22 protein-coding genes are annotated in these 25,298 nt (G+C 37.2%); 18 read left to right on the forward strand and 4 right to left on the reverse strand.

The features are described from left to right. Nucleotides 1–100 precede the first annotated feature (100 nt). From lrp to AC27E9_RS13810, 13 genes are all read left to right on the forward strand, one after another. Nucleotides 101–583: a leucine-responsive transcriptional regulator Lrp gene (gene lrp, locus AC27E9_RS13750; protein WP_487131074.1), complete on the forward strand. Its 483-nt coding sequence runs from the start codon at nt 101–103 to the stop codon at nt 581–583. A 72-nt stretch (nt 584–655) separates the two neighbouring features. Next, nucleotides 656–3,214: a DNA translocase FtsK gene (locus tag AC27E9_RS13755; RefSeq protein WP_487131076.1), complete on the forward strand. Its 2,559-nt coding sequence runs from the start codon at nt 656–658 to the stop codon at nt 3,212–3,214. 1 nt (nt 3,215) lies between these two features. Then, a complete protein-coding gene (gene lolA, locus AC27E9_RS13760) occupies nt 3,216–3,941 on the forward strand; it encodes an outer membrane lipoprotein periplasmic chaperone LolA (RefSeq protein ID WP_487131078.1) in 726 nt (241 codons plus the stop codon). Next, complete coding sequence (locus tag AC27E9_RS13765) at nt 3,928–5,283, forward strand: replication-associated recombination protein A (protein WP_487131080.1); 1,356 nt, start codon at nt 3,928–3,930, stop codon at nt 5,281–5,283. The genes lolA and AC27E9_RS13765 overlap by 14 nt, the downstream gene beginning before the upstream one ends. Next, on the forward strand, nt 5,276–5,677 hold the full coding sequence (crcB, locus tag AC27E9_RS13770) for a fluoride efflux transporter CrcB (protein WP_487131082.1): 402 nt from the start codon (nt 5,276–5,278) through the stop codon (nt 5,675–5,677). The genes AC27E9_RS13765 and crcB overlap by 8 nt, the downstream gene beginning before the upstream one ends. A gap of 26 nt (nt 5,678–5,703) precedes the next feature. Next, the gene (gene serS, locus AC27E9_RS13775) at nt 5,704–6,984 is read left to right on the forward strand and encodes a serine--tRNA ligase (RefSeq protein ID WP_487131083.1); all 1,281 of its coding nucleotides are present in this window, start codon (nt 5,704–5,706) and stop codon (nt 6,982–6,984) included. A gap of 237 nt (nt 6,985–7,221) precedes the next feature. Beyond that, on the forward strand, nt 7,222–7,707 hold the full coding sequence (locus AC27E9_RS13780; protein WP_487131085.1) for a TlpA family protein disulfide reductase: 486 nt from the start codon (nt 7,222–7,224) through the stop codon (nt 7,705–7,707). A gap of 65 nt (nt 7,708–7,772) precedes the next feature. Then, nucleotides 7,773–8,900, forward strand: coding sequence for a M14 family metallopeptidase (locus AC27E9_RS13785; protein ID WP_487131087.1), 1,128 nt, complete (start codon nt 7,773–7,775; stop codon nt 8,898–8,900). Between the two features lie 69 nt (nt 8,901–8,969). Beyond that, the gene (locus AC27E9_RS13790) at nt 8,970–10,466 is read left to right on the forward strand and encodes an alanine/glycine:cation symporter family protein (protein WP_487131089.1); all 1,497 of its coding nucleotides are present in this window, start codon (nt 8,970–8,972) and stop codon (nt 10,464–10,466) included. 77 nt (nt 10,467–10,543) lie between these two features. Further along, complete coding sequence (locus tag AC27E9_RS13795; protein WP_487131091.1) at nt 10,544–10,870, forward strand: hypothetical protein; 327 nt, start codon at nt 10,544–10,546, stop codon at nt 10,868–10,870. A gap of 29 nt (nt 10,871–10,899) precedes the next feature. Then, nucleotides 10,900–11,184 (forward strand): YeaC family protein, encoded by a 285-nt coding sequence (locus AC27E9_RS13800; protein WP_487131093.1) that lies wholly within the window; start codon nt 10,900–10,902, stop codon nt 11,182–11,184. Next, nucleotides 11,181–14,030 (forward strand): DUF349 domain-containing protein, encoded by a 2,850-nt coding sequence (locus AC27E9_RS13805; protein WP_487131095.1) that lies wholly within the window; start codon nt 11,181–11,183, stop codon nt 14,028–14,030. Before AC27E9_RS13800 ends, AC27E9_RS13805 begins: the two co-directional genes overlap by 4 nt. Nucleotides 14,031–14,184: 154 nt before the next feature. Next, nucleotides 14,185–14,694 (forward strand): GNAT family N-acetyltransferase, encoded by a 510-nt coding sequence (locus AC27E9_RS13810; protein ID WP_487131097.1) that lies wholly within the window; start codon nt 14,185–14,187, stop codon nt 14,692–14,694. Nucleotides 14,695–14,790: 96 nt separating this feature from the next. Here the strand turns inward: AC27E9_RS13810 and ansA are convergent, their stop codons facing one another. Together ansA and sppA are read right to left on the reverse strand one after the other, a co-directional pair. Further along, complete coding sequence (ansA, locus tag AC27E9_RS13815) at nt 14,791–15,801, reverse strand: asparaginase (RefSeq protein WP_487131099.1); 1,011 nt, start codon at nt 15,799–15,801, stop codon at nt 14,791–14,793. A gap of 208 nt (nt 15,802–16,009) precedes the next feature. Continuing rightward, complete coding sequence (gene sppA, locus AC27E9_RS13820; RefSeq protein ID WP_487131101.1) at nt 16,010–17,872, reverse strand: signal peptide peptidase SppA; 1,863 nt, start codon at nt 17,870–17,872, stop codon at nt 16,010–16,012. 338 nt (nt 17,873–18,210) lie between these two features. Between sppA and AC27E9_RS13825 the strand changes: the two genes are divergently transcribed. Then, nucleotides 18,211–18,759 (forward strand): nitroreductase family protein, encoded by a 549-nt coding sequence (locus AC27E9_RS13825; protein ID WP_487131103.1) that lies wholly within the window; start codon nt 18,211–18,213, stop codon nt 18,757–18,759. Between the two features lie 121 nt (nt 18,760–18,880). On the opposite strand, the gene asnS is transcribed toward AC27E9_RS13825, so the two are convergent. After that, nucleotides 18,881–20,281 carry an asparagine--tRNA ligase gene (gene asnS / locus AC27E9_RS13830; protein ID WP_487131105.1) on the reverse strand — a complete coding sequence of 467 codons (1,401 nt, stop codon included), beginning with the start codon at nt 20,279–20,281 and terminating at the stop codon, nt 18,881–18,883. Between the two features lie 146 nt (nt 20,282–20,427). Here asnS and AC27E9_RS13835 point away from each other — a divergent pair, with 146 nt between their 5' ends. Beyond that, the gene (locus tag AC27E9_RS13835) at nt 20,428–20,808 is read left to right on the forward strand and encodes a hypothetical protein (RefSeq protein WP_487131107.1); all 381 of its coding nucleotides are present in this window, start codon (nt 20,428–20,430) and stop codon (nt 20,806–20,808) included. Nucleotides 20,809–20,811: 3 nt separating this feature from the next. On the opposite strand, the gene bioA is transcribed toward AC27E9_RS13835, so the two are convergent. Continuing rightward, entirely contained in the window at nt 20,812–22,110 is a 1,299-nt protein-coding gene (bioA, locus tag AC27E9_RS13840; protein ID WP_487131109.1) for an adenosylmethionine--8-amino-7-oxononanoate transaminase, read from the reverse strand. 223 nt (nt 22,111–22,333) lie between these two features. Here bioA and bioB point away from each other — a divergent pair, with 223 nt between their 5' ends. The 3 genes from bioB to bioC are packed head-to-tail and all read left to right on the forward strand — an operon-like array spanning nt 22,334 to nt 25,260. Beyond that, nucleotides 22,334–23,314, forward strand: a complete 981-nt coding sequence (gene bioB, locus AC27E9_RS13845; RefSeq protein WP_487131322.1) for a biotin synthase BioB — start codon at nt 22,334–22,336, stop codon at nt 23,312–23,314. A 6-nt stretch (nt 23,315–23,320) separates the two neighbouring features. Further along, nucleotides 23,321–24,487, forward strand: coding sequence for an aminotransferase class I/II-fold pyridoxal phosphate-dependent enzyme (locus AC27E9_RS13850; RefSeq protein WP_487131111.1), 1,167 nt, complete (start codon nt 23,321–23,323; stop codon nt 24,485–24,487). Next, on the forward strand, nt 24,475–25,260 hold the full coding sequence (bioC, locus tag AC27E9_RS13855) for a malonyl-ACP O-methyltransferase BioC (RefSeq protein ID WP_487131113.1): 786 nt from the start codon (nt 24,475–24,477) through the stop codon (nt 25,258–25,260). Before AC27E9_RS13850 ends, bioC begins: the two co-directional genes overlap by 13 nt. Nucleotides 25,261–25,298: the final 38 nt, after the last annotated feature.

A 25,298-nucleotide genomic window follows, 5' to 3' on the forward strand; every position in this document is an offset into this window, starting at 1 on the left:
AAACTAGTATAGTGAGTTTTATACGGATTAACCTGTCGTTATTTTTTATATGTTAGGATATAATCCTGTTAAAATTAATTTCACTAGTGATTAATATAATATGTCGTCTGTAACTAATAAAAAACTTGATCGTATTGATAAAAACATTTTAGTTGAATTACAAAAAAATGGTCGCTTATCTAATATTGAACTTTCAAAAAGGGTGGGGCTTAGTGCAACTCCTTGTTTAGAAAGGGTAAAAAGATTAGAGAATGATGAGTATATACTAGGGTACCAAGCACGATTAAACCCACATAAGCTTGAAGCAGCGCTATTGGTTATTGTAGAAATTACGCTAACAAAAACTAGCCCTGATGTTTTTGACGATTTTTCAAAAGCCGTACATGAACTTGATGTTATCCAGGAGTGCCACCTAGTTTCGGGTGATTTTGACTTCTTATTAAAAACCCGTGTTGCAGATATGGCAGCGTATCGTGAATTACTCGGTGATACATTACTTCGATTGCCAGCAGTTAGCGAAAGTAGAACCTACGTAGTAATGGAAGAGGTGAAATCCGCCAATCTGTTACCAATTAAGCGCTAATAACATTTAATTCATCGCTAATGTTTGGTACTTTAGCATTACTATAATGAAAATATTTTCAAGAGTGTATATTTGTCTTCTCCATCTCCTAAGTTAAACGGCGTTCAGCGTCTTCTTGAAGCAGGACTATTAGTGTCTTGCGTTTTTGCTATGTTTATCATGTTAGCGTTATTTAGTTTTGATCCTGCAGACCCAGGTTGGTCGCAAACGGGTTATCAAACACCAGTAAGAAACCTTGGTGGTGCAATTGGTGCTTATTTTTCTGACTTATTATTAAACCTATTTGGTCTTGTCGCTTATAGCCTGCCTTTTGTTATTGCTATAACAGGTTGGTTGCTATTTCAAAAATATCATAGATTAATTCAACTCGACTATTTAACACTTGGACTAAAATTCATTGGTTTTATTTTGTTTTATATTGGCATTACTTCAATTGCTAGCATGAATTTTGATGATATTTTTTATTTTTCGGCCGGTGGTATTTTAGGTGATGTACTTAGTAATTCATTATTACCTTATCTGTCGTTTGTTGGCAGTACATTATTATTTGTAACCTTTTGTGGTTCTGGGTTTGTTTTACTTACCGGTATTTCATTACTTAAAACTATCGATAAAGTGGGTGAATACACTATTGCAGCATTGGAATATCTTGTCGCTTTACCGGCGTTAATTAAGCACCATTTAGGTACAGGTATTGAAAAACCGATTAATGATAATAAAACTCGTAAAATCAATGATAGTGCATTAATAAAGGACTCGGCAACATTAGAAAATAAATCTGAAAATACTGATTCCATTAAAGAAAACGTAACTGAACACTATATTCCGTTTGATGAAGAGCCTGAAGAGGTTAAAGAAGCACTAGCAGCACTTAGTGAAGAGGAACATGAAAGCTTATTTGCCAAAAGTGAAGACGACAGTGCCTATAACACACGGGAACAAGAGCCATTTGTTGATATTGATGAACTTATGGGTGAGCCATTAGCTATTAATGTCCAAGAGCATGTAAGTGACGATGAAATAGCAGCCGCCTTTGAACCTGTTGAAAAAATTGTCGTAGATGAACCAACAACTTTACACGATAAAATTTATCAACAGCTTGAAAATGATAAGCCTGCAGAGCCAAATTATGATGATATGCCATCATTAGATTTACTCGATAGAGCAGATAAAGTTAAAAATCCGATTGACCAAGAGCAGCTTGATAAAGTATCTCGCCTTGTTGAAGCAAAGCTAATTGAGTTTGGAATTAAAGCTGAAGTTGTCGACGTTTTCCCCGGCCCAGTTATAACTCGTTTTGAATTAAACTTAGCACCGGGCGTTAAAGTTAGTAAAATTACCAATTTATCAAAAGATCTAGCACGGTCACTTTCAGCAAAAAGCGTTCGTGTAGTTGAGGTTATTGAAGGCAAGTCTGTTATTGGCATTGAATTACCTAATAAACATCGTGAAACAGTATTTTTCTCTGAGGTTATCTCTAACGATAAATTTGCTCAGTCAAAATCAAACTTAGCAATGGCAATTGGCAGCGATATTTCCGGAGAGCCAGTTATTGCAGATTTAGCCAAAATGCCACATTTACTGGTAGCCGGTACAACGGGATCAGGTAAATCAGTAGCCGTTAATACCATGATTGTCAGTATTTTATATAAATCTTCACCAGAAGATGTGCGTATGATCATGATTGACCCTAAGCAAGTTGAACTTTCAGTTTACGATGGTATTCCGCACCTGTTGTCAGAAGTTGTTACCGACATGAAAGAAGCGGCCAACGCACTTCGTTGGTGTGTAGGCGAAATGGAGCGACGATACCAATTAATGTCTAAGTTAGGTGTACGTAACCTTAAAGGCTATAACGATAAAGTCACTAAAGCTATTGCTGATGGCGAGCCGATGATTGATCCGTTGTGGCAACCAAGTGACGCTTTTACTCAAACGCCTCCAACGTTAGAAAAGTTACCGGCAATTGTAATTATTGTTGATGAGTTTGCTGACATGATGATGATCGTTGGTAAGAAGGTAGAAGAACTGATCGCTCGTATTGCGCAAAAAGCGCGTGCGGCCGGTATTCATTTAGTACTAGCAACACAGCGTCCATCTGCTGATGTAATTACTGGTTTGATTAAGGCAAATATTCCAACACGTATGGCACTTCGCGTCCAATCACGCATTGAATCTCGTATTATTCTAGATCAACAGGGTGCAGAGCAATTACTAGGGATGGGGGATATGTTTTACCTTCCACCTGGCGAAGCGGTACCTATTCGTGTTCATGGTGCTTTTGTTGACGATCATGAAGTACATGCGGTAGTAAGTGACTGGAAGTCACGTGCTGAGCCAAACTATATTGAAGAAATACTTTCTGGTGATACCGAGCAAGAAATTTTATTGCCAGGAGAGCAATCTGAAGGTAACGGTGAAGAAGAGCTTGACGCTTTATATGATGAAGCCCTTGCATTTATTACCGAATCGCGACGTGTATCAATATCTAGCATCCAACGTAAATTTAGAATTGGTTACAATCGCTCTGCCCGTATAGTTGAACAAATGGAATTACAAGGTGTCGTAAGTAGACCCGGTAATAATGGTGCCAGAGAAGTATTAGCACCACCGCCAATTAAGGAACATTAAAATGAATTTGATAAAAAGTGGCGTTGTAACTGCAACGTTATTTAATGCGGTATTATCAACAACAAGCTTGGCAGAAAATACAGCAACTGAAAATATTAAAGACAGCAAAAGTACGATTTTAGCCGTGGCTAATGAAAATAAAACTGCAACTAATGAACAATTCACTAATTCAAAAAGTAAAATTGAATTGATGGCTAAATTGACAAAAATTGAATTTTTTAGTGCCAAGTTTACGCAAAAAATCTTTGATGAAAGTGGCGTAGAGCTACAACAAGGTAGTGGTCAACTATCAGTAAGTAAACCTAATTTAGTAAACTGGCAAACAAAGTTACCTGACGAATCACTGATTGTTTCAGATGGCAGTAACCTTTGGTTTTATGACCCATTTGTTGAACAGGTTAGTGTTTATACCTTACAAAACGCGATTGCAAACACGCCGATATTATTAATCACCAACAATGATCCTAAGTTGTGGCAAGACTATCGAGTTAGTCAGCTGAGTGATAATAATTATTTAATTCAAGCCAAAAATGATAACGCCCGTGTTAAGTCTTTAGAATTAACATTTAGCGATAATGGTGCTCGTGAGCAATTAGTCGCTTTTAATATTTTAGATGCTACCGGACAATTAAGCGTTATTTCATTATCTGAGCATAATAACCAAGCAAATAATGACTTGTTTAATTTTACCGTGCCCGAAGGTGTTTATTTAGATGACCAGCGCTAACGGAACGCTAGATTTAGCGTTTGCTGAAAGTGATACTTTTAAACCGTTAGCGGCAAAATTACGTCCTAAATCACTAGCAGAATATCAAGGCCAAGAGCATATCCTTGGTCAAGGTATGCCACTAACGGTAGCAATTGAACAAGGAAAAGTGCACTCAATTATATTTTGGGGGCCTCCAGGCACAGGTAAAACCACGATTGCCGAAATTATTGCTAATCATGCCAATGCTGATATTGAACGTGTGTCTGCGGTCACTTCAGGTATTAAAGATATTCGTCAAGCAATTGATAATGCCAAAGACAGAGCCATACATCAGCAAAGAAGAACGGTGTTATTTGTTGATGAAGTGCATCGCTTTAATAAGAGTCAGCAAGATGCTTTTTTACCACATATTGAAGACGGCACTATAATTTTTATTGGTGCCACGACCGAAAACCCTGCATTTGAGCTTAACCAAGCTATATTGTCACGTGCACGTGTTTATACCTTAAAGAAATTAAACCCAAATGACTTAGAAAAAGTACTATCTCGGGCGATGAGCTATCAACTAGATACAACAGGTATTGAAGTTGTTCTTAATAGTGAAACCAAAAAACAACTTATCGCATTGGCAAATGGTGATGCCAGACGGTTACTTAATTTACTTGAGCATTGTTTAGAAATAGCGTCGATAAACGACAACCAGCAAGAAATAGAGAAAGCACAACTTATTCAAGTGGCTGGAAATAAAATAGCCCTTTACGATAAAGGTGGTGATGCCTTTTATGACTTGATCAGTGCTTTTCATAAATCGGTACGCGGCTCTAACCCAGATGCTGCCTTATATTGGTATGCCCGTATCCTAACAGGTGGCGGTGACGCTTTATATGTTGCTCGTCGTTTACTTGCCATTGCGAGTGAAGATATCGGCAATGCTGATCCTAGAGCAATGCAATTAGCAATAAATGCCTGGGATACCTTCCAGCGTGTTGGCCCCAGTGAAGGGGAAAGAGCAATTGCGCAAGCTACTGTTTATATGGCGTTAGCACCAAAAAGTAATGCCGTTTATAGTGCTTTTAGTCAAGCTAAGGCAATGGCTAAAGCAACAAGTGATTTAGACGTACCAATTCATTTGAAAAATTCTACTAGTGCGATTACCAAAGATCTTGGCCATGGTAGCGAATACCGCTATGCACATGATGAAGCAGGAGCTTTTGCTGCTGGAGAGAACTATTTTCCAGAAGAAATAGCACAGACGGTATTGTATCAGCCAACTGACCGTGGCTTAGAAAAACAACTGCGAGATAAAATTAATTATTTGAATCAATTAGACCAACAGAGTAATAATCGTCGTTATGACTAATACTATTAGCAACTTTACATTGTACTTATTAATTGCCATAGGCGGTGCTAGTGGTGCAAGTTTACGCTTCTATATTTCACAATTAATTTTAAATTGGCTCGGAAAAGGATTCCCTTTTGCGACGTTGGCGGTTAATATTTCCGGCTCCCTGATCATGGGAGCACTTTATGGGTTAATTGAACAAGGTGTAATTGAAGTTGGTGTTTATCGAACACTGATCGGTATCGGTTTTTTAGGTGCTTTTACAACCTTCTCAACATTCTCATTAGACACTTTGTTATTAATTCAACAAGGTGATGTATTGAAAGCGTCAGTAAATGTTTTACTTAATGTTAGCTTATGTATTTTTGCAGCGGCATTAGGAATGTTTATTGTATCTATTTTTAACAAGTAAATAACAAAGAAAACACGTGACATATCATGCTTGATCCAAAACTACTTAGAACAGACATAGAAAACACCGCAACTGAACTTGCAAAAAGAGGATACACGTTAGATACCGCCCAATTAATTGAGTTGGAAGAACAACGCAAATCTATCCAAATGAAAACACAAGATTTGCAAAATCAGCGTAATACCCGCTCTAAGTCGATAGGACAAGCTAAAGCGCGTGGTGAAGATATTCAGCCGCTACTTGCCGAAGTAAGTAAATTGGGCGATGAATTAGAAGCTGCTAAAGAAGCACAAAGTAATGTATTAGCAAAAATTGATAGTATTGCTTCTGCAATTCCAAACTTAATACATGAATCAGTACCTGCTGGTGAGAGCGAAGATGACAACGTCGAAATTAAGCGTTGGGGCACGCCACGTGAATTTGACTTTGAAGTAAAAGACCACGTTGATGTGGCCACGGCACTAGATAAAGGTTTAGATTTTGAAAGCGGTGCAAAATTGGCTGGTACACGTTTTGCGGTAATGCGTGGCAAAATTGCAAAATTACATCGTGCACTTGCACAATTTATGCTTGATACCCACAGTGAAGAGCATGGCTACCAAGAAATGTACGTGCCTTACCTAGTTAATCATGATTCATTATATGGTACCGGGCAATTACCAAAATTTGGTGAAGACTTATTTCATACCGATTTAAACAATAAAAAATTCTCACTTATACCAACAGCAGAAGTACCATTAACGAACCTAGTACGTGATGAAATTGTTGAAGAGCAAGAATTACCTATTAAAATGTGTGCGCATACGCCATGTTTTCGCAGTGAAGCTGGCTCTTACGGTCGAGATATTCGAGGCCTAATTCGTCAACATCAATTTGATAAAGTTGAAATGGTACAAATTGTTAAGCCTGAAAATTCTTTCAATGCCTTAGAAGAATTAACCGGTCATGCTGAAAAAATTCTAGAGAAATTAGAATTACCATATCGTACCGTTGTACTTTGTACTGGTGACATTGGCTTTAGTGCGACAAAAACTTTCGATATTGAAGTTTGGTTACCAGCGCAAAATACATATCGTGAAATTTCATCATGTTCTAATATGGGTGACTTCCAAGCTCGTAGAATGCAAGCGCGATTCCGTAATAGTGAAACCAATAAACCAGAGCTTGTGCATACTTTAAATGGCTCAGGTTTAGCAGTAGGGCGTACACTTGTTGCTATATTAGAAAACTACCAGCAAGCTGATGGCAGCATTAATGTTCCAACAGTACTACAACCTTATATGAAAGGTTGTAGTAATATCAGCTAGCCATTAGTTGTTTATTAATAAATACTAAAAATCCAATACCTAGGTATTGGATTTTTTGTATGTGATATGAAAAATGTCTTAAGTTGGCGTTTTACCAGTAAAGGAATTTTAAGTTGGCTATTGGCATTAGGATTACTACACATTATTAATGAGCAAAATAAAATATTTCTATGAACAAATATTTTACTTATCAGGTCTTAGTTAATAGCCATTTTGTTTTTTGGGAAGTTTGCCGTTTTGATACGCAGTATTTTAATACAACTAATTGTTTTTTTATTTATTTTCAATGCCGTTGCCATGTTGCGAGAAACCAGTATGTTATCGTCAAGTGATGATATTAAGCCAGCAATGCATCAGTTAAAAACCATTATGGATAAAGATATTAGTTTGCATGCTGATGGCAAAAAAACCATTGTCTATTTTTTTGCGCCTTGGTGCCAAGTGTGTAATTTGAGTATCGACAATTTACAGAATGTTTATCAAAAAACGCCTAATTTGGATGTTATTGCCGTGGCGTTAGATTTTGTCGACGCTGAACAAGTGAAAAAGTTTACCATGAACCATCAATTAACCTTTCCTGTTGCGCTGGGTAATGAAACGGTGAAAAGTGATTATAAGGTTATGGGATATCCAAGTTATTATGTTTTAGATGAAGAAAATACAATCATTGCTCGCTCACTCGGCTATTCTTCGGAAATTGGCTTATATTTAAGGAGTTTTTAGACTTCTGATCTAATGCACGTTTGTGTACACTAAGGCTATCAAAATAATAGCGAGCAGAAGACCTTATGCAAATTTCAGCAAATTTTGACTCAGGTAATATTGAAGTCATTTCAGCGCAAAACCCTACAGATATTCAACTAGCCATTAAGAAAGATCATCAATCAGAGTTTTATCAGTGGTTCCACTTTAAACTTCATAATACAGAGCACACTGAACATGTGATGAAGTTAACTAATGCCGGCAAATCAGCCTATGTTGAAGGTTGGCAAAACTACCAAGCGGTTGCCTCTTATGACCGACAAACTTGGTTTCGCGTTCCTACCGAGTTTGACGGTGAAAACCTAACCATTACTTTTACTCCTGAATTTGATGCAACTTATTTTGCTTATTTCGCACCGTACAGTTATGAACGTCATCAAGATCTAATTCACGGTGCACAATTAGACATTGATTGTCAGTTACAAGTATTAGGACAAACCCTTGATGGTCGTGATATGTCAGTACTAAAAGTTGGTGAAGAGGGCGAAGGTAAAAAAGTTATTTGGTTAACTGCACGTCAACATCCAGGTGAAACCATGGCAGAATGGTTTATGGAAGGTTTTATTGATCGCTTATTAGATGAAGATGACGGTGTTGCACGCTCATTACTAAATAGTGCTGTATTTTACTTAGTGCCAAACATGAACCCCGATGGCTCAGCACGTGGACACTTACGTACCAATGCAAAAGGTGTCAACTTAAACCGTGAATGGCAAACTCCAAGCATGGAAAACAGCCCAGAAGTTTACCTTGTTCGCGAAAAAATGTTAGCTACCGGCGTTGATATGCATTTAGATATTCATGGTGATGAAGCATTACCATTTAATTTTGTAGCTGGTTGTGAAGGTATTCCATCGTATGACGAGCGTCACAAAAACTTAGAAGAAAAGTTCAAAAATGTATTGCTAGCCATTACACCAGAATTTCAAGACGATAAAGGCTACGATAAAGATGAACCTGGCCAAGCGAATTTAACGGTTGGTTCAAACTGGGTTGGTGAACAATTTAAGTGTTTAGCTTATACCGTAGAAATGCCTTTTAAAGACAATGATTTATTACCAGATTACAGCGTAGGTTGGTCAGATGAACGTAGTAGTTTATTTGGGCGCGATTTTTTAACTGCAATTTATCATGTTGTTGATGATTTACGGTAAGTAGCGGTTTTAAACCAGTTTACAACGCAAATTTAACTTTAAAAAAATAATAATTATTAGGAGTCTAGCGTGCAAGAAATTGTCAATACACTAAATGGCATAATTTGGAGCCCAGCATTGATTTATCTTTGTTTGGGTACCGGTTTATTTTTCTCAATAATCACAAGGTTTGTACAAATTCGTCATTTTCGCGAAATGTGGCGACTGTTGTTATCGGGAAAAAGCTCTGAACAAGGTATTTCATCGTTCCAAGCACTAGCTGTATCACTCTCTGGCCGTGTGGGTACGGGTAATATTGCAGGGGTTGCGGCAGCTATTGGTTTTGGTGGCCCTGGTGCAGTTTTTTGGATGTGGGTTGTTGCATTTTTTGGTGCAGCTACCGCATACATTGAATCAACGAATGCGCAAATATATAAAGAAGAGCAAGACGGCTTATATCGTGGTGGTCCAGCTTATTATATTGAAAAAGCTATGGGACAAAAATGGTATGCATGGATATTTGCTATTGCGACTATTTTAGCGTGTGGTGCATTGCTACCAACGGTACAATCAAACAGTATCGGTGAAGCGGTAACTATGGTATTTGGTACAGGTGACATGCTAGATACTGCACTTGGACCAATTGCAATGACCAAGCTTTATACTGCTGTTTTCATTGTACTGATTCTTGGTTTTATCATCTTTGGTGGTGTTAAGCGAATTGCCAACTTTACTCAAGTTGTCGTTCCATTTATGGCATTAGCCTACATTATTATCGCGTGTGTGATGATCTTCTTACACATTGATCGTTTACCTGATATTTTTATGTTGATAGTTGGTGACGCTTTTACACCAATGGCAGGTGTTGGTGCCGCTATAGGTTGGGGGGTTAAACGTGGTGTTTACTCAAATGAAGCAGGTCAAGGTACAGGACCTCATGCAGCAGCGGCAGCAGAGGTTGATCACCCAGCACAGCAAGGTTTAGTACAAGCATTTTCTGTTTATATTGATACCTTATTTGTGTGTACGGCGACAGCATTTATGATCCTAATTACTCAGTCATATAACGTTCAACTTGAAGGTGAAGCAAGCTTTATCGTGCAAAATATTGCCGGTGACATTGCAGCTAACAGTCCTGCTTATACTCAAATAGCCGTTGAGAGTATGCTGTCGGGTTTTGGTAAACCGTTTATTGCTGTGGCATTATTCTTCTTTGCTTTTACCACAATTTTGGCGTACTACTTTATCGCTGAAAATAACGTTTCTTATATTAAGCGTACCTTTAATTTTCCAGCATTAACTTTCCTTTTGAAAGTGCTTATTATGACCGCAACATTTTACGGTACTGTAAAAGCGGCTGATGTTGCATGGGGTATGGGTGATGTAGGTGTTGGTATGATGGCATGGCTGAACATTATTGGTATTATCGTCATTTTCTTTATGGCAAAACCTGCTGTCAAGGCGTTAAGAGATTACGAGCGTCAACAAAAAGAAGAAGTTGAACACTATACTTTTGACCCAAAAAAGCTAGAAATTGAAAATGCTAATTTCTGGGAAGACAGATTAGAACAACAAAATAAAAAATAAATAATATTTATGTTAAAAAAACGCCCGCAAGGGCGTTTTTTTTAGGTAAAATAAAGTATCGAAAAAAAGGTGAATATATGGCTGTAATTAATTGCCCTGGTTGCAAGAAAAAAATTTCAGATAAAGCAAAAACTTGTTCTCATTGTCAGTTAAATTTAACTGAACTTGATGCAGAAAAAATTGCTCAGTTAAAACGTGTTAGTGCGGTAGAAAAATCGCAACAGTTAATGAACCATTCCTTCATAGCCATGTTGTTGTTTTGTGGCGGTTTTCTTTTTCTTTATTGGCAAAATGCTCAACCTGGTACTTGGCAATATGTGGTTTCAATAGCGAGTGCCGTAATCGGCTTTATTTTATATATTGTTACGCGGGTCAGACTTATTTTAAACAAACGTAAACCGTAATTAATCAAATTTATTTATAAGAGATTTTCATGGATATCATTCAGTTAGTCGACACTATGTCAGAAGAAATGTATTTACGATTAAAATGTGCCGCTGAAACAGGTAAGTGGCCTGAAGGTACGCCCGTTGATAAAGAGCAACAATTGTCTGCAGTGCAAATTACTATGGCTTATCAGTCAAAACATTTAAATTCTGATCAAACGTTATCTATTGGCCCAAGTGGTGAAATGATTATTAAAACAAAAAGCGAACTACGTTCAGATTTTCCAAAAACAAAGGATAGCAACGATATTGCTAGGTTTTCCGATTTATGATTTTTTCCAAGTTTTTAAAAAAGAAGTGGCAACATAAAGATAGTGTTGTTCGCGTAGAAGCTATAAGCAGTAGTCTGTCTATTGACGACTCTGAGCAACGCGACATTATTTTACAATTAGCAAAAAATGATGATAGCGAAAATGTGCGTAGGGCAGCATTAATTAAGTTGGCAAGTTTTTCTGTTTGGTTAGAGCAAAGTCAAGAAAACAGCCTGACAAAAGTTAAACAATATGCTCAGAAGAAAGTTGAATCGATACTAACTGAGCAAGACACTATTAAGGTCAACGAGCAAGAAAAGTTAAACTATATTGCTAATTTCAATCACTATAGTTTTTTTGAAACTTGGCTAAAACTTGCAGACCAATCAAGTTTGATCATTGCTTTATTTGAAAAACTAGCAAATAAAAGTACGTTGAACGGAAATTCAAGCAGTTTAAAACCTCAATTATTAATTAACCTGTTTAACCAAAAGCCAGATATTGAAGTTCAGCAATATATTATTGCTAAAGTGGCAGATCTTGAAACGCTTGAAAAATTAAAGAAAAAGTCAGTTAACGAAGTAATAGCTTCAGAAATTGATAGTAAAATTTCCACGATACAATTTGCCATTGAACAACCGATTATTTTAAGTAAAAAGATTAATTTGGTGTTGGCAAAGCTTCAAGCTTTAAAAGATCAGTACGAGTACAGTGTTTACATTGAGAAACGTCAACAACTTGAGGCAGAATGGTTACAGCTTTCAGAAGAGTTTCCATGTTTAGCAGAGCAAACTTGTGCTGAGTTTAAAACTAAACAAGAAACTATTCTGCTTAATTTAGATAAGCTCTTTGCTGAAAAAGCTGAGCAACATGCACAAGCAGAGCTAGTTCGTGAATTAGAACAACAGAAACAGCAAAGTCGTGAGCATTTTAATAAAACTTTAACTATTGTTGATCAAACATTATCTACTAGTATTTTCGAGAATGAAGAAATCGATGAACAACAATATCAAACCTTATTTGATAAATTAACCAGCGAGATTATTGCTTCTGCATTAAATAACGACGAGCAAAATCAATTTATTGCTAAAATTTGTCAACAACAACAAAAGCTACAACAATTACCTGAAATTGCGCAATCTGTCAGTGATGCAACACATCTTATTTCAAAAGTTTCTCAATTAGCATTACCAACAAGTGTTGAAGAAATGAATGAACGTTTGTCAACTTATCAAGAGTGGTTAACGAACTGGCAAAGTGCTGAAAAACTTTCAGCAGGTAGCTTACCTGAATCAATTAAAAGTGCCTCAAAAGAAATTCAACAAAATTGGCGTCAGGCACTGAAACCATTACAACAATTGCAAAAGCAAGAGTTTTCGACAACGCAAAAAAAATTACATGATGTAAAAAGACTAATAGGCGCAGGTAAGTACAATGCAGCGTTTGGCGTTTTCAAAAAGGTAAAACAGTTATTTTCTGCATTATCGGAAGTTCAGCAGCAAAGGTTACAACGTGAATTTGATACAGTTACTGAAAAAATTGCAGACTTAGCGGATTGGGAGCATTACATTGCCACGCCGCGTAAGCAACAATTACTTATTGACATAAAAGCGATTGTTGAAACGCCGCTGGATAATCCTAATGAGCAAGCGGAGAAAGTTAAACAATATAGGAAAACCTGGAACAGTCTAGGTCACGCTGATGATGACGCGGAAAAGGCATTAAACTTTGAGTTTAATCAGTTATGTGAAACTGCATTTTCACCTTGCCGTTTATATTTTGCTGAGCAAGAAAAATTACGTGAACAACATTTAGTTGCGCGCCAGTCCATACTTGCACAAGCTACTAATTTAGCAGAACAATTAGCAAGTGTATCTGAGGCTGAAACAAGTATTGATTTTAAACATTTTGATACCGAGTTAAATAACCTACTGAAGCAATGGCAAAATTCTGGACAGGTTGATCGTAATATTTATCAGGAAATAAATCAGCAGTTTAATAATGCTTTGCAACCGATTAAATTAGCAATTAGAAATTTTCATCATGAAAATAAGCAAGTGAAACAAAGCTTAATTAAAAGTGCCGAAGCCTTGCTAAACGAAGAAGATATTTACTCGGCTGTTTCTCAAGTAAAGCGCTTACAAACACAATGGCGAGATACAGGATTCGCTGGCAATAAAGTTGAAAACAAATTATGGCAAACTTTTAGAAAAGTTAATGATGAAATTTTTGCCCAACGTGAAAAACAAAATGCATTAGAAAAATCAGCCAGCTCTGAAAAATTGGCAGAATTTGAATTAACATTTAAAAACCTTGAAAAAGAATTTTCGAATACTAATGAATTAGTAAAATTACAACAGTTTGAGCAATCTTTAGGTTTGTTTAAGCAAGAAGTACAACAGCAAAAACCAAAAATGGTTAATTTGGAAAAGGCGTTGGCTCAAAGAGAGAAGTCAATAGCTGAAAAAATAGCTAAAGCGAAAATATCGCTTGAAAAGCAGCAGTGGCAAAATATATTTTCGGTCATAGAAGATAGTTTGCAGCAAGAAGTGGCATTTTCAGAGCACAATAACTTTCCAACGTTAAGCCAAGCATGGCAGAAAAGGCTGCATGAACTAACGAATTTTGTAAAAGAAGTAAACCGTGATGAGTTAACACTTGAGTTAGAGATTCTATCAGGTGTTGCTTCACCTGCAGAATTACAGCAAAAGCGTATGTCGGTACAAGTAAGCTTAATGCAAGAGCAAATGTCGTCTGGAACTGCAATTGATTTACCTGCGAAATTTAATCAATGGTTGATGTTAGGACAGCTTAAGTCGCAAGATATAAGCTTATTACAACGTATTAAAGCAATATTTGTAAACTAGTTTAGTTTTAAAAATATTAACTTGATACTTAACAAGTTAAGTAAAAAGCCAGCATGAATTGTTATATTGATGCTGGCTTTTTTATTAAAGTATCTTTGATGACCACTTAGCCTAAAAAGATACTAAACCTTTACGTTTAAAGTTGTGAAATAAAATGGATATTAGAAAAGAACAAGCAGACGATTTAGATAAAATTGAAACAGTTATTTATCAAGCATTTGAAAATCATCCACATCATGAGGCTGGTGCAAAACCAACAGAACATCTTATTGTTCAAAAATTAAGAAATGATGAGGCCCTTACCTTGTCACTTATTGCCTCTGATCGGGGAGTTATTGTCGGGCATATTGCTTTCTCACCTGTTTTAATCAATGGTGAAGCATCAAACTGGTATGGGCTTGCGCCAGTTTCTGTTGTACCTGAACAGCAAAATCTAGGTATTGGTAGTAAGTTAATTAATGAAGGTATCAATGAGTTACAAAAACAGGGAGCACATGGCATCGTTTTGTTAGGTGAACCAGAGTATTATCAACGTTTTGGTTTTAAATTCTGTGCTAACCTAACTTTAGAAGGTGTGCCACCAGAGTACTTTTTGGCACTTGCTATGGAAACAGATACACCGATTCCTGCTGGTAGCGTAACGTATCACGAGGCGTTTATATAGAATAATAGTGTGGTTTTATTTAAGATTTTACTCCTACCTTGATGTGCAGAATAAATTTCAAGGTAGGGCGTTTGGAGGATCAGGACAATTTAAATATTAGTTAATTGTTAGTTCGCCACGCAGATTTTCTTGTAGCAACTGGCACACTTTTTCATGTGAATAATTTTTACTTAGTAAGTAATGTAGCTTCGTCAACGTTGCTTCTAATGTCATGTCATTACCACTAATCACGCCAATTTTACTTAAGGCATTACCAGTAGCATAGCCTTTCATATTAACCGTGCCTTTTATACATTGGCTACAATTAACAATAACAATACCTTGCTCGTTTGCTTGTCTTAGACAATCTAGCAAAGCTTGATCTTGCGGCGCATTACCTACGCCGTAACTGCGAATGATCAACGCTTTTACTGGCTGCTTAATAATGTTTTTAATTAATTCAACTGAAATGCCAGGGTATAAATGTACTACGCCTATTGGTTGTGGCGTAATATTTGCCAACTGCAAAGGTTCGGTACTAGCTTGCGATATTTTTCCTTGGATCAATCTAATATTAATACCGGCTTCAAGCAAGGGTGTTAGATTTGGTGAGTCAAAGGCATCGAAACCATCGGCATATGCCTTTATGCAGCGGTTACCGCGAAATAGCTTATTGTTAAAATACAAACCAACTTCGGCAATCGGGTAATTAGCAGCAATATACAATGAGTTCAATAAATTTTCTTGACCATCTGAACGTAGTTGGCTTAATGGTATTTGTGAACCAGTAACAATAACCGGCTTTGATAAATTCTCTAGCATAAATGATAAAGCTGAACTGGTATAAGCCATGGTATCGGTACCATGTAACACAACAAAACCATCGTATTCATTATAGTGCTGTTGAATATCATTAGCTATTCGTTGCCAATCAGCAGGCGACATATTTGAAGAATCGATTAACGGCTGATATTCATTGATAGTAAACTCAGGCATCTCTTCACGATGAAAGTCTGGCATTTTCATTATAGCATCAGTTAAATGCTGCTTTTGTGGGATATAGCCATTTTCGCTAGGTTTCATACCTATAGTCCCGCCCGTGTAGGCGATATAAATGCGTTTTCTCATCGTAAAAGTCTTATGGTAAATGTCTGTTTGAGTATCTATGCAAAATATTATGTTCTGGCATAGATGGGTATAGGTCAATTGTACATAATGCTGGGGATAACAAGCTAGTGAAAGTAGGATTAAACGATATTATTTTTTATTTAATTAGAGACGCTAATAAAAAGCCCCGAATAATCGAGGCTTAGTAATATTTCAGTCGTAAGGTTAACTATTCAATTTCACATGCTAAACAGAATGAGTAAACGCCTTGAGGATCGTTTAGTTGCGCCATTTGTTTAAGCTCTGTCGATAGTTTATTTATCAATTGAGTTAGACTGTTTTCCTGATACGTTGGGGCAGTTGATTCACCCAAAAACACTGATGCTTGCCCAATTAAGCTTTGTAATATTTGTGCTCGCTCGCTTGGCTCTTTTTCGATCAATACCGTGTCGTAATCTCCTAAATTAGCCAAGTCGGCTGCAGCTGCGACTGCAGCATCCAAATTCCCTAGTTCATCAACCAAACCAAGTTCTTGTGCTTTTTTTCCTGACCATACACGGCCTTGAGCAATTGCATCTACTTGTTCGGTATTCATGTTTCTGTTTTGTGCTACTAACTCGATAAAATCGCGGTAACCTCGCTCAATATTCAATTGAACTATGCTAGCCATACCTGGCGTTAATTCTCGCGTTAAACCAAAGCCAGCAATATCAGTTGTACCGACACCATCAGTATAAACACCTAATTTACTTAAGGTGTTCTCAAAAGTCATAAAAAAGCCAAAAATACCAATTGAACCGGTGATTGTTGTCGGTGCAGCGTAAATTTTATCCGCAGGTGCTGAAATCCAATAGCCGCCTGAAGCTGCATAGGTTCCCATTGAGGCGACTACAGGTTTGCCAGATTTTTTAATGAGTTCAACTTCTTGACGAATAATTTCTGAGGCATAAGCACTGCCGCCAGGACTGTCAACACGTAATACTACAGCTTTTACAGAGTTATCCTCTCGCGCTTGTCGTAAAAGGGCAGCAGTACTTTTACCACCAATGACGCCGGGTTTCTGGTTACCATTTAAAATCGTACCTTTTGCAACGATAATGGCAACTTTTTCATTGCTTAAGTTTTCTGGTTTAAAAGCCGGGGTAATATCTTTTAAATAATGTTTAAAAGATATGCGTTTGTAACTGTCATCGCCATCACTACCAACAAGAGCGATTAAATCATCATTAATTTGAGTTGGTGTTTTTAGTTCATCAACCCAATTATTTTGCAGTGCATATTCGGCAACGTTACCGTTCGCCGCGGTTAATTTTGAAACTAAAACATCAACATTTTCGTCAAAGTTACTAGTGGAGAAATTGCGTTGCTCGGCAACATCTGCTTTATATTGCTGCCATAAATCATTTAACCAAAGTTGATTAGCTTCTTTAGCTGCTGACGACATGTCGTCGCGTAAATAGGGCTCAACAGCAGATTTATAAGTACCAACGCGAAAAACATGTTGGCTAATTGATAACTTTTCTAAAGCTGATTTGAAATAAAGCTGATAACGACCATAACCATCTAGTAGCATCCAACCATTTGGGCTTAGCCAAATTTCATCAGCAAAACTCGCTAAATAATATTGATTTTGGCTGTATTGCTCGCCAATGGCGATAACTTTTTTGTCACTCGTTTTAAAATCTGATAACGCATGGGCAATATCTTTTAGCTTAGTAATACCAGAGCCACGCATATTTTTTAGATCTAGCACTAAAGTTGAAATGCGAGCATCTTGCTTTGCATGTTCAATAACATCGAGAATATCAGAAAGTAATACTTCAGGGGCTTTTTCTGGCTGCTCTAAAGCTTCACTAATAAAAGTGTCCATAGGATCAATTTCATGTTTTTGTTCAACTATGTCACCACGAAAGTTCAATACTAATGCTGAACCTTGCTTAATGTTAACTTTTTCTTCTTCACTAGTGAGCGCTACAAAAAATATTAATAACACAGTGAAGAACACTAAATTGACAATAATTTTCCGCGATGTATTCAGCAAGCTGAATAAGCCTGCGATTATGCGGGCGAAAGTACCTCTATTTTCTTTCATACAGTTTCATCGATAAGTTATTTAATAGTTAGATAGCTATATGCTACTTAAAATTCCCTTGCTTAAGTAGTCGTAAATGTAAATATTTTTGTCGTTAAGCACTTTGAAAGTAATTTTAGCCTAGCTTGTTCTACTGTTAATGAAGGTAAACTTAATATTTTTATGTAAAGCATAAACATGTGAAATTTTTATTATTGCTTGTAACCTTAATAACAAATAAATGTTAATGTAGGCAGTAATTACCTTTTGGCAGGTTAAGGTTATTTTATTATTTATATAACAGAGCGTTAAGTCGTTACTTAGTGCTAATAGTTTGAATTTAAGGAAGCTGTATTTTTATGAACGTGTTAGAGTTTTTACATACTCGCCAATCAAACCCTCATTTGCAGGGTGACGCGCCAAATTCAGAAATTATTCATAGTATGCTGCAAGCAGGAATGCGAGTTCCTGATCATGCTGGTTTAACACCTTGGCATTTTACTGTCATCAAAGGTGCGGGATTAGAAAAATTAAGCAAGGCATTTAAGTCAGCCGTTATTAGTGATGGCGCTGATGAAGCTAAAACTGATAAAGCGGCAAAAATGCCGTTTAGAGCACCGTTAATTATTGTTGTTAGTACAAAGTATCAACAACATGTAAAAGTACCACAGCAAGAGCAATTGGTTGCTGCGGGTTGCGCCGCCCATGCCATACAAATGGCCGCTACAACATTAGGGCTAGGTGCTATGTGGCGAACAGGTGAGATGAGTTACCATCCATTAGTTAAAGAGCGATTAAATATTGCCTTGCATGAAGATATTGTTGGCTTTTTATATATCGGCGATAAAGCAAAGGAGCTTCCACTTAAGATCAGTAAATCAGCAGAGGAATGCAGCAGCATATTTTAAAGGCCTTTCGTCGTTTCATGAGTTGATAGTTTTAGAATGTAAACGTGTCAAACATTTTATATTTCAGCCATAAAAAAACCCTCTGATGAGGGTTTTTATTTATCTGAAAATTAACTAATGATTAAAATGCCGCGCTATTTGGTGTTCTAGGGAAAGGAATTACGTCACGTACATTTTGCATGCCTGTTGCATAAGCTACTAAACGTTCAAAACCTAATCCAAAACCTGAATGAGGCACAGTACCGTAGCGGCGTAAATCACGGTACCAGCTGTAGTCAGCAGGATCTAAATTCATTTCTGCTAAACGTTTGTCTAACACGTCTAAACGTTCTTCACGCTGGCTACCGCCAATAATCTCACCAATACCTGGTGCTAAAATATCCATTGCCGCTACCGTTTTTTCATCATCATTTAAGCGCATGTAAAATGACTTAATATCTTTCGGGTAGTTCTGTAAGACAACAGGGCCGTTAAAGTGCTCTTCAGCTAAGTAACGCTCGTGCTCTGAATTTAAATCAACACCCCAAGCAACTTTATTTTCAAACTTCTTACCACAATTTTCTAAAATTGCAATTGCATCGGTATAATCTAAACGAACAAAATCATTGTTGATCACTGAATTCAAACGATCGACAACGGTTTTATCGACACGTTGTTGGAAAAACGCCATGTCATCAGCGCGTTCATCTAATACAGCTTGGAATACGTACTTTAGCATTTCTTCAGCAAGATCTGCTGCATCTGCTAAGTCGGCAAAGGCAATTTCCGGCTCGATCATCCAAAACTCTGCTAAATGACGAGTAGTATTTGAATTCTCTGCGCGGAATGTTGGGCCAAACGTATAAACTTTCGACATTGCACAGCAATAAGTTTCAACGTTTAGCTGTCCTGAAACCGTTAAGAAAGTTTCTTTACCGAAAAAGTCTTGGTTGTAATCAACACTACCTTGATCGTTTCTTGGTAAGTTTTCCATATCAAGGGTACTAACACGGAACATTTCACCAGCACCTTCACAGTCACTGCCGGTAATAAGTGGTGTACTGATCCAAAAGTAACCTTTGCTGTGTAAAAAACGGTGAACCGCTTGTGCTAAAGTATTACGAACACGTGTTACTGCACCACCAATGTTAGTGCGCGGGCGAAGATGTGCTTGTTCACGTAAAAACTCAATACTGTGACGTTTTGCAGCCATTGGGTAAGTGTCAGGATCTTCAACTAAACCTAGTACTTCTACTTGCTCAGCTTGTAGTTCAAATGACTGACCTTTACCTGGAGATTCCACTAAAATACCGGTAACTTTTACCGCAGCACCTGTGGTTAGCTTTAATACGTCAGTCTGGTAATTATCCAAATTATTCGGCGCAATTGCTTGTATAGCGTCAAAACATGAACCGTCATGTATCGCTAAAAATGAAATACCGGCTTTCGAATCACGACGTGTGCGGATCCAACCATGGATAGTAATTGATTCATTAACAGGATATTTTCCTGCCAAGATATCAGTAATTGCAATGACTGACATTTACAAACCTCTTTTTCTGTCAAATGTGCTCAAATTTTAAGGATTGATATGTTACCTTGCTTATAGTGTTTAACAAGTAAAAGTTGATATTTCCGGTCTATTAAAAAAGAAAAAGCGTAATTTAGTTAAAAAAGGTTGTATGAACAATGAAAATACTGAAAAAAGAACGAAGGAATGCCACGGATATATGGACTTATGTTGTCAGAAGTTTAGCTATTATTGGTTGGGGTTTATTTATTTTTGCTTTAGTTGTTTCTTATTACGCTGCGCCCGATGCTGACTACGGTATTTTACGGTACCACAATATTGAAATACGCAAATTTTGGTTAACACCATTAACTGGCTATTTATATATTATTTTATGGTTAAGTGCGTTAAGCAGTTATTTTTGTTTAATTTTAGATAAATATCGCAGTCGCCGTAAAAGCGATGGCAACCATTTTAATATATTACTTTTGTTGGTGATAACCATCGCTTGGGTAAGTTTTATTTTAATTCAAATTTCTGAAGCTAATGTTGTTAGTTAAACGTTAGCTAAAGCAATCGTCTTCATCTAATACTGAACTAATTGCATTTGTTAATTGTAATAAGTGTTCCGTTTCGCTAATGAACGGCGGCATAATATAAATTAACTTACCAAAAGGGCGGATCCAAACACCTAATTCAACAAAGCGTTTTTGAATTTTTGCTACATTAACGTTTTGTTTGGTTTCTACAACGCCAATACCACCCAAGACACGTGCACTCTGTACTCTATTATGGTGCGTTAGTGGCAATAGTTGCTTCGTTAGCACTTGTTCAATATTGGCTATTTGTTGTTGCCATTGGTTACGCTTTAAAATGGTTAAACTTGCATTAGCTACGGCGCAAGCAAGAGGGTTACCCATAAACGTTGGGCCATGCATAAAACAACCGGCTTCACCATCACTTATTGTATTTGCGATTTCGTCCGTACATAAAGTGGCCGCGAGGGTCATATAGCCGCCCGTTAAGGTTTTACCTAAACAAATGATATCAGGACAAATGTCAGCCCATTCACAGGCAAATAACTTACCCGTTCGCCCTAAACCGGTCGCAATTTCATCTGCGATCATTAACACATTGTATTGATTGCATAATGCTCTACAAGCTTTTAAATAGTTAGGGTGATAAAAGCGCATACCGCCAGTTCCTTGAACGATAGGTTCAATAATGAAGGCTGCTATTTCTTGATGGTGTTGTTCAAATAATGCGGTTAATGCCTTTAGCTCGGATGCATCCCATTTTTCATCAATGGTTGTTTTTGGTGCGGGTGCAAATATATTTTTCATCAACACTGATTCGAATAATTGATGCATACCGGTTACGGGATCACATACTGACATCGCAGCAAAGGTGTCGCCGTGATAACCATTTCTTACTGTTAATATTTTATGCTTTTTGGCTTGGTTTTTACTGTGCCAATACTGAATCGACATTTTTAAAGCAACTTCTACTGACACTGAGCCACTATCGCTTAAAAATACTTTATTTAAACCTTGTGGCGTAATATCAATAAGTGTTTTAGCAAGTTCTACAGCAGGTTGGTGTGTTAAGCCGCCAAACATTACATGAGAAAACTTTGTTGATTGTTTAATTAATGCTTCATTTAGTTCTGGATGATTATAGCCATGTAATACCGACCACCACGACGACATGCCGTCTACTAAGCTTTCGCCAGTGGCTAGGTTAATATGTACACCATTTGCTGAGTCGACTAAGTAGGAAGGTAAAGGGTTCGACATAGATGTATATGGATGCCAAACATGAGTTTTATCAAAATTTAGAATATCTGTATAATTATTATTCATATGTAAAGCTTGCATCGGTAAATTAGTTGACATCTTCGAGCTGGTGCATAGACTACCCGTTAAACTATCTAGATGCAATTTCCATTACGAGCGAATAATTATGACACAAGCAACATTAAATCAAGACGAAGCAGCACTAAATGCACCAAGCCAAATTAATAACGGCACTAGCAGCGAAATTCGTCATAACTGGCAAGCGCATGAAGTGAAAGCTTTGTTTGATATGCCGTTTAATGATCTAATGTTTAAAGCGCAAGTTGTGCATCGTGAAAATTTTAATCCAAATGAGGTACAAGTTAGTACATTATTGTCGATTAAGACCGGTGCATGCCCTGAAGATTGTAAATATTGTTCACAAAGTTCTCGCTACAAAACAGATATCGACAAAGAACGTTTGATGGAAATTGAAAAGGTGCTTGAGGCTGCGAAAATAGCTAAAGAACAAGGTTCAACTCGTTTTTGCATGGGAGCTGGCTGGCGTAACCCGAAAGCCCGTGATATGCCGCATGTAGTAGAAATGGTTAAAGGCGTAAAAGCCATGGGCTTAGAAACTTGTATGACATTGGGTATGTTATCGTCAGATCAAGCAGATGAATTACAAGAAGCAGGGTTAGATTACTATAATCACAACCTTGATACGTCTCCAGAGCATTACAACCAAATTATAACAACACGTACGTACCAAGACAGATTAGACACGTTATCTAATGTTCGAAGCTCAGGTATGAAAGTTTGTAGTGGCGGCATTGTTGGTTTAGGTGAAGAAAGTAAAGATAGGGCGTCATTATTAGCGCAATTAGCAAACTTATCACCACAACCTGAAAGTGTGCCAATTAATATGCTAGTTAAGATAGAAGGTACACCACTTTCTGATGTAGCCGATTTAGATCATTTTGAATTTATTCGTTGTATCGCTGTAGCACGTATAATGATGCCAAAAAGTCATGTGCGTTTGTCTGCTGGTCGTGATGCCATGAACGAGCAAATGCAATCAATGTGTTTCTTAGCAGGTGCCAACTCTATATTTTATGGTTGCAAACTTTTAACTACTGGAAACCCCGAAGCAAACAAAGATATGATGTTGTTTGAACGCTTAGGTATTAATACTGAAACCATTGCAAGTTCTGACGATGATGAGCAGCGCTTAAAAACAGCTGTTGTTGATCAACAAAATAGTGATCTTTTTTATAACGCGGTTAATTAATTCCTGATGGCGTTTGAGTTTCTTACCGACAATGTATTACAACAAAAAGCACGTGCACGTTATCGCGTGCGTCAGTGTAATGCAGAGCAAAATGGTCGAGAAGTCACCATTAATAATAAAGTTTACTTAAATTTTTCATCTAATGATTACCTAGGTTTAAATCATCACCCAGAAATTAATGCTGCGCTGCAAGAAGGTGCCGATCGATTTGGAACTTGTGCTAGTGGCTCAAGTTTAATTACTGGTTATTCGTATGCTCATCAAGCGTTAGAAAATGATATTTGTCAGTGGCTAAATAAACCTAGATGCTTATTATTTGCCAGTGGTTTTTCGGCAAATACTGCCATGATGCAAGCACTTGGAGATCAGAGTTGCCATTTGTTCTTAGACAAACTAAGTCATGCTTCCTTAATTGACGGTGCATTAGACAGTAAAGCTAAGGTTAAGCGCTTTTTGCATAATGATACTCAACAATTGCAACGTCTTTTAGTAAAAGAAGCGAACAGCAGTCAGGTAAACAGTAATAAAGTTATTGTGTCTGAAGGTGTGTTTAGCATGGATGGTGATAAAGCTAACGTTGCAGAACTAGCAAAGATTTCGCGTGAACACCAAGCGTTACTTTATCTTGATGATGCCCATAGTATAGGTGTTGTTGGTGAGCGAGGCCAAGGTAGTAGCGCTAGTGCAGAAGTTGATGTTGTTATGGCAACGTTTGGAAAAGCGTTAGCCACCAGCGGGGCGTTTGTCGCTTGTGATAAAATAGTTGCTGACTATTTAATTAATTTTTCACGACACTATATTTACTCCACAGCAATTTCTCCAGCGCTAGCTTGGGCAACAAAAAAGAGTATAGAAATAGCGCAAAAAGAATCATGGCGAAGAGAAAAAATTTTACAATTAAGTACATTACTAGCGTCTAAATTAAGTAGTAACGTAAAGTTAATGAGTAACGAATCATCAATACACGCTATCGTCATTGGTGAAGAAACTTCAACACTAGATGTTTGTCAGAAACTACGCGAGAAGGGAATTTGGTTAACTGCTATACGGCCACCAACCGTTCCTAATAAGAGTTCGAGGTTACGCGTAACCATAACATCAAAACATAAAGATAATGATATCAATTACCTAGCTAATTGTATCAATGAGGTTATAGATTCATGTCCGAATTAAATAGTCGGTACAAAATAGCAAGGTCATTCGGTTCGGCTAGCAAGTCTTATGATATATCAGCACGTTTACAGCGTTATTGCGGTAAACATTTAATGCCGTGGTTGCCGAATAGGAATGATTTAACGGTTGTAGATTTAGGCTCAGGTACAGGCTTTTTTACCGACTTATTAGCAAGTCGATATCAGCAAGTAATTGGCTTAGATATTTCGACTAAAATGTTACGCTTTGCAAAAGAAAATCGTAATTCAGCAATACATTGGTTGGAAGCTGATGCCTATAAATTACCCTTAAGAGATAATAGTGTTGACTTTATTTATTCTAATTTAATGATCCAATGGTGTGATCCACTGAACATAGTACTTGATGAAATAATGCGAGTTTTAAAACCAGGTGGTCTGTTTGTGTTTAGCACGTTAGTCGATGGGACTTTATTTGAATTAAAATCTTCTTGGGCACAAGTTGATGACGATAAACACGTGATTGATTTTAAACCTGAAAGAGAAATACGCTGGTTACTTGAAGGCAATGATCGAAAGCTATTAAATGCCAAAGAACAAGATATTGTTTTAGAATACGAAAACGTTTTGCATTTAGCACACGAATTGAAAGGCTTAGGGGCAAGCCATGTACCTAAAAAGCAGGGCAAAGGCTTAGCAGGAAAAGAAAAGTGGCAAAGTATGACTAAAAGTTACCAAGACTTTCAGGAGCCGTCTGGAATTTACCCTGCAACATATAAGGTATTTTCAGGTTTAGTGGTTAAGTTAAGTGACTAGCGTCATATCCAAACATTCCCATTGCTTAAAAAAAGAAA

This window comes from Colwellia meonggei, assembly GCF_057537295.1.

Excerpts from the sequence above, each read along its gene's own strand:
- crcB (WP_487131082.1), top strand. The coding sequence starts at position 5,276 with ATGACTAATACTATTAGCAACTTTACATTGTACTTATTAATTGCCATA.
- AC27E9_RS13825 (WP_487131103.1), top strand. The coding sequence starts at position 18,211 with ATGAACGTGTTAGAGTTTTTACATACTCGCCAATCAAACCCTCATTTG.
- lolA (WP_487131078.1), top strand. The coding sequence starts at position 3,216 with ATGAATTTGATAAAAAGTGGCGTTGTAACTGCAACGTTATTTAATGCG.
- AC27E9_RS13785 (WP_487131087.1), top strand. The coding sequence starts at position 7,773 with ATGCAAATTTCAGCAAATTTTGACTCAGGTAATATTGAAGTCATTTCA.
- sppA (WP_487131101.1), bottom strand. The coding sequence starts at position 17,872 with ATGAAAGAAAATAGAGGTACTTTCGCCCGCATAATCGCAGGCTTATTC.
- AC27E9_RS13795 (WP_487131091.1), top strand. The coding sequence starts at position 10,544 with ATGGCTGTAATTAATTGCCCTGGTTGCAAGAAAAAAATTTCAGATAAA.
- AC27E9_RS13810 (WP_487131097.1), top strand. The coding sequence starts at position 14,185 with ATGGATATTAGAAAAGAACAAGCAGACGATTTAGATAAAATTGAAACA.
- AC27E9_RS13835 (WP_487131107.1), top strand. The coding sequence starts at position 20,428 with ATGAAAATACTGAAAAAAGAACGAAGGAATGCCACGGATATATGGACT.
- serS (WP_487131083.1), top strand. The coding sequence starts at position 5,704 with ATGCTTGATCCAAAACTACTTAGAACAGACATAGAAAACACCGCAACT.
- lrp (WP_487131074.1), top strand. The coding sequence starts at position 101 with ATGTCGTCTGTAACTAATAAAAAACTTGATCGTATTGATAAAAACATT.
- bioC (WP_487131113.1), top strand. The coding sequence starts at position 24,475 with ATGTCCGAATTAAATAGTCGGTACAAAATAGCAAGGTCATTCGGTTCG.
- ansA (WP_487131099.1), bottom strand. The coding sequence starts at position 15,801 with ATGAGAAAACGCATTTATATCGCCTACACGGGCGGGACTATAGGTATG.
- AC27E9_RS13800 (WP_487131093.1), top strand. The coding sequence starts at position 10,900 with ATGGATATCATTCAGTTAGTCGACACTATGTCAGAAGAAATGTATTTA.
- asnS (WP_487131105.1), bottom strand. The coding sequence starts at position 20,281 with ATGTCAGTCATTGCAATTACTGATATCTTGGCAGGAAAATATCCTGTT.
- AC27E9_RS13850 (WP_487131111.1), top strand. The coding sequence starts at position 23,321 with ATGGCGTTTGAGTTTCTTACCGACAATGTATTACAACAAAAAGCACGT.
- bioA (WP_487131109.1), bottom strand. The coding sequence starts at position 22,110 with ATGAATAATAATTATACAGATATTCTAAATTTTGATAAAACTCATGTT.
- bioB (WP_487131322.1), top strand. The coding sequence starts at position 22,334 with ATGCCGTTTAATGATCTAATGTTTAAAGCGCAAGTTGTGCATCGTGAA.
- AC27E9_RS13765 (WP_487131080.1), top strand. The coding sequence starts at position 3,928 with ATGACCAGCGCTAACGGAACGCTAGATTTAGCGTTTGCTGAAAGTGAT.
- AC27E9_RS13805 (WP_487131095.1), top strand. The coding sequence starts at position 11,181 with ATGATTTTTTCCAAGTTTTTAAAAAAGAAGTGGCAACATAAAGATAGT.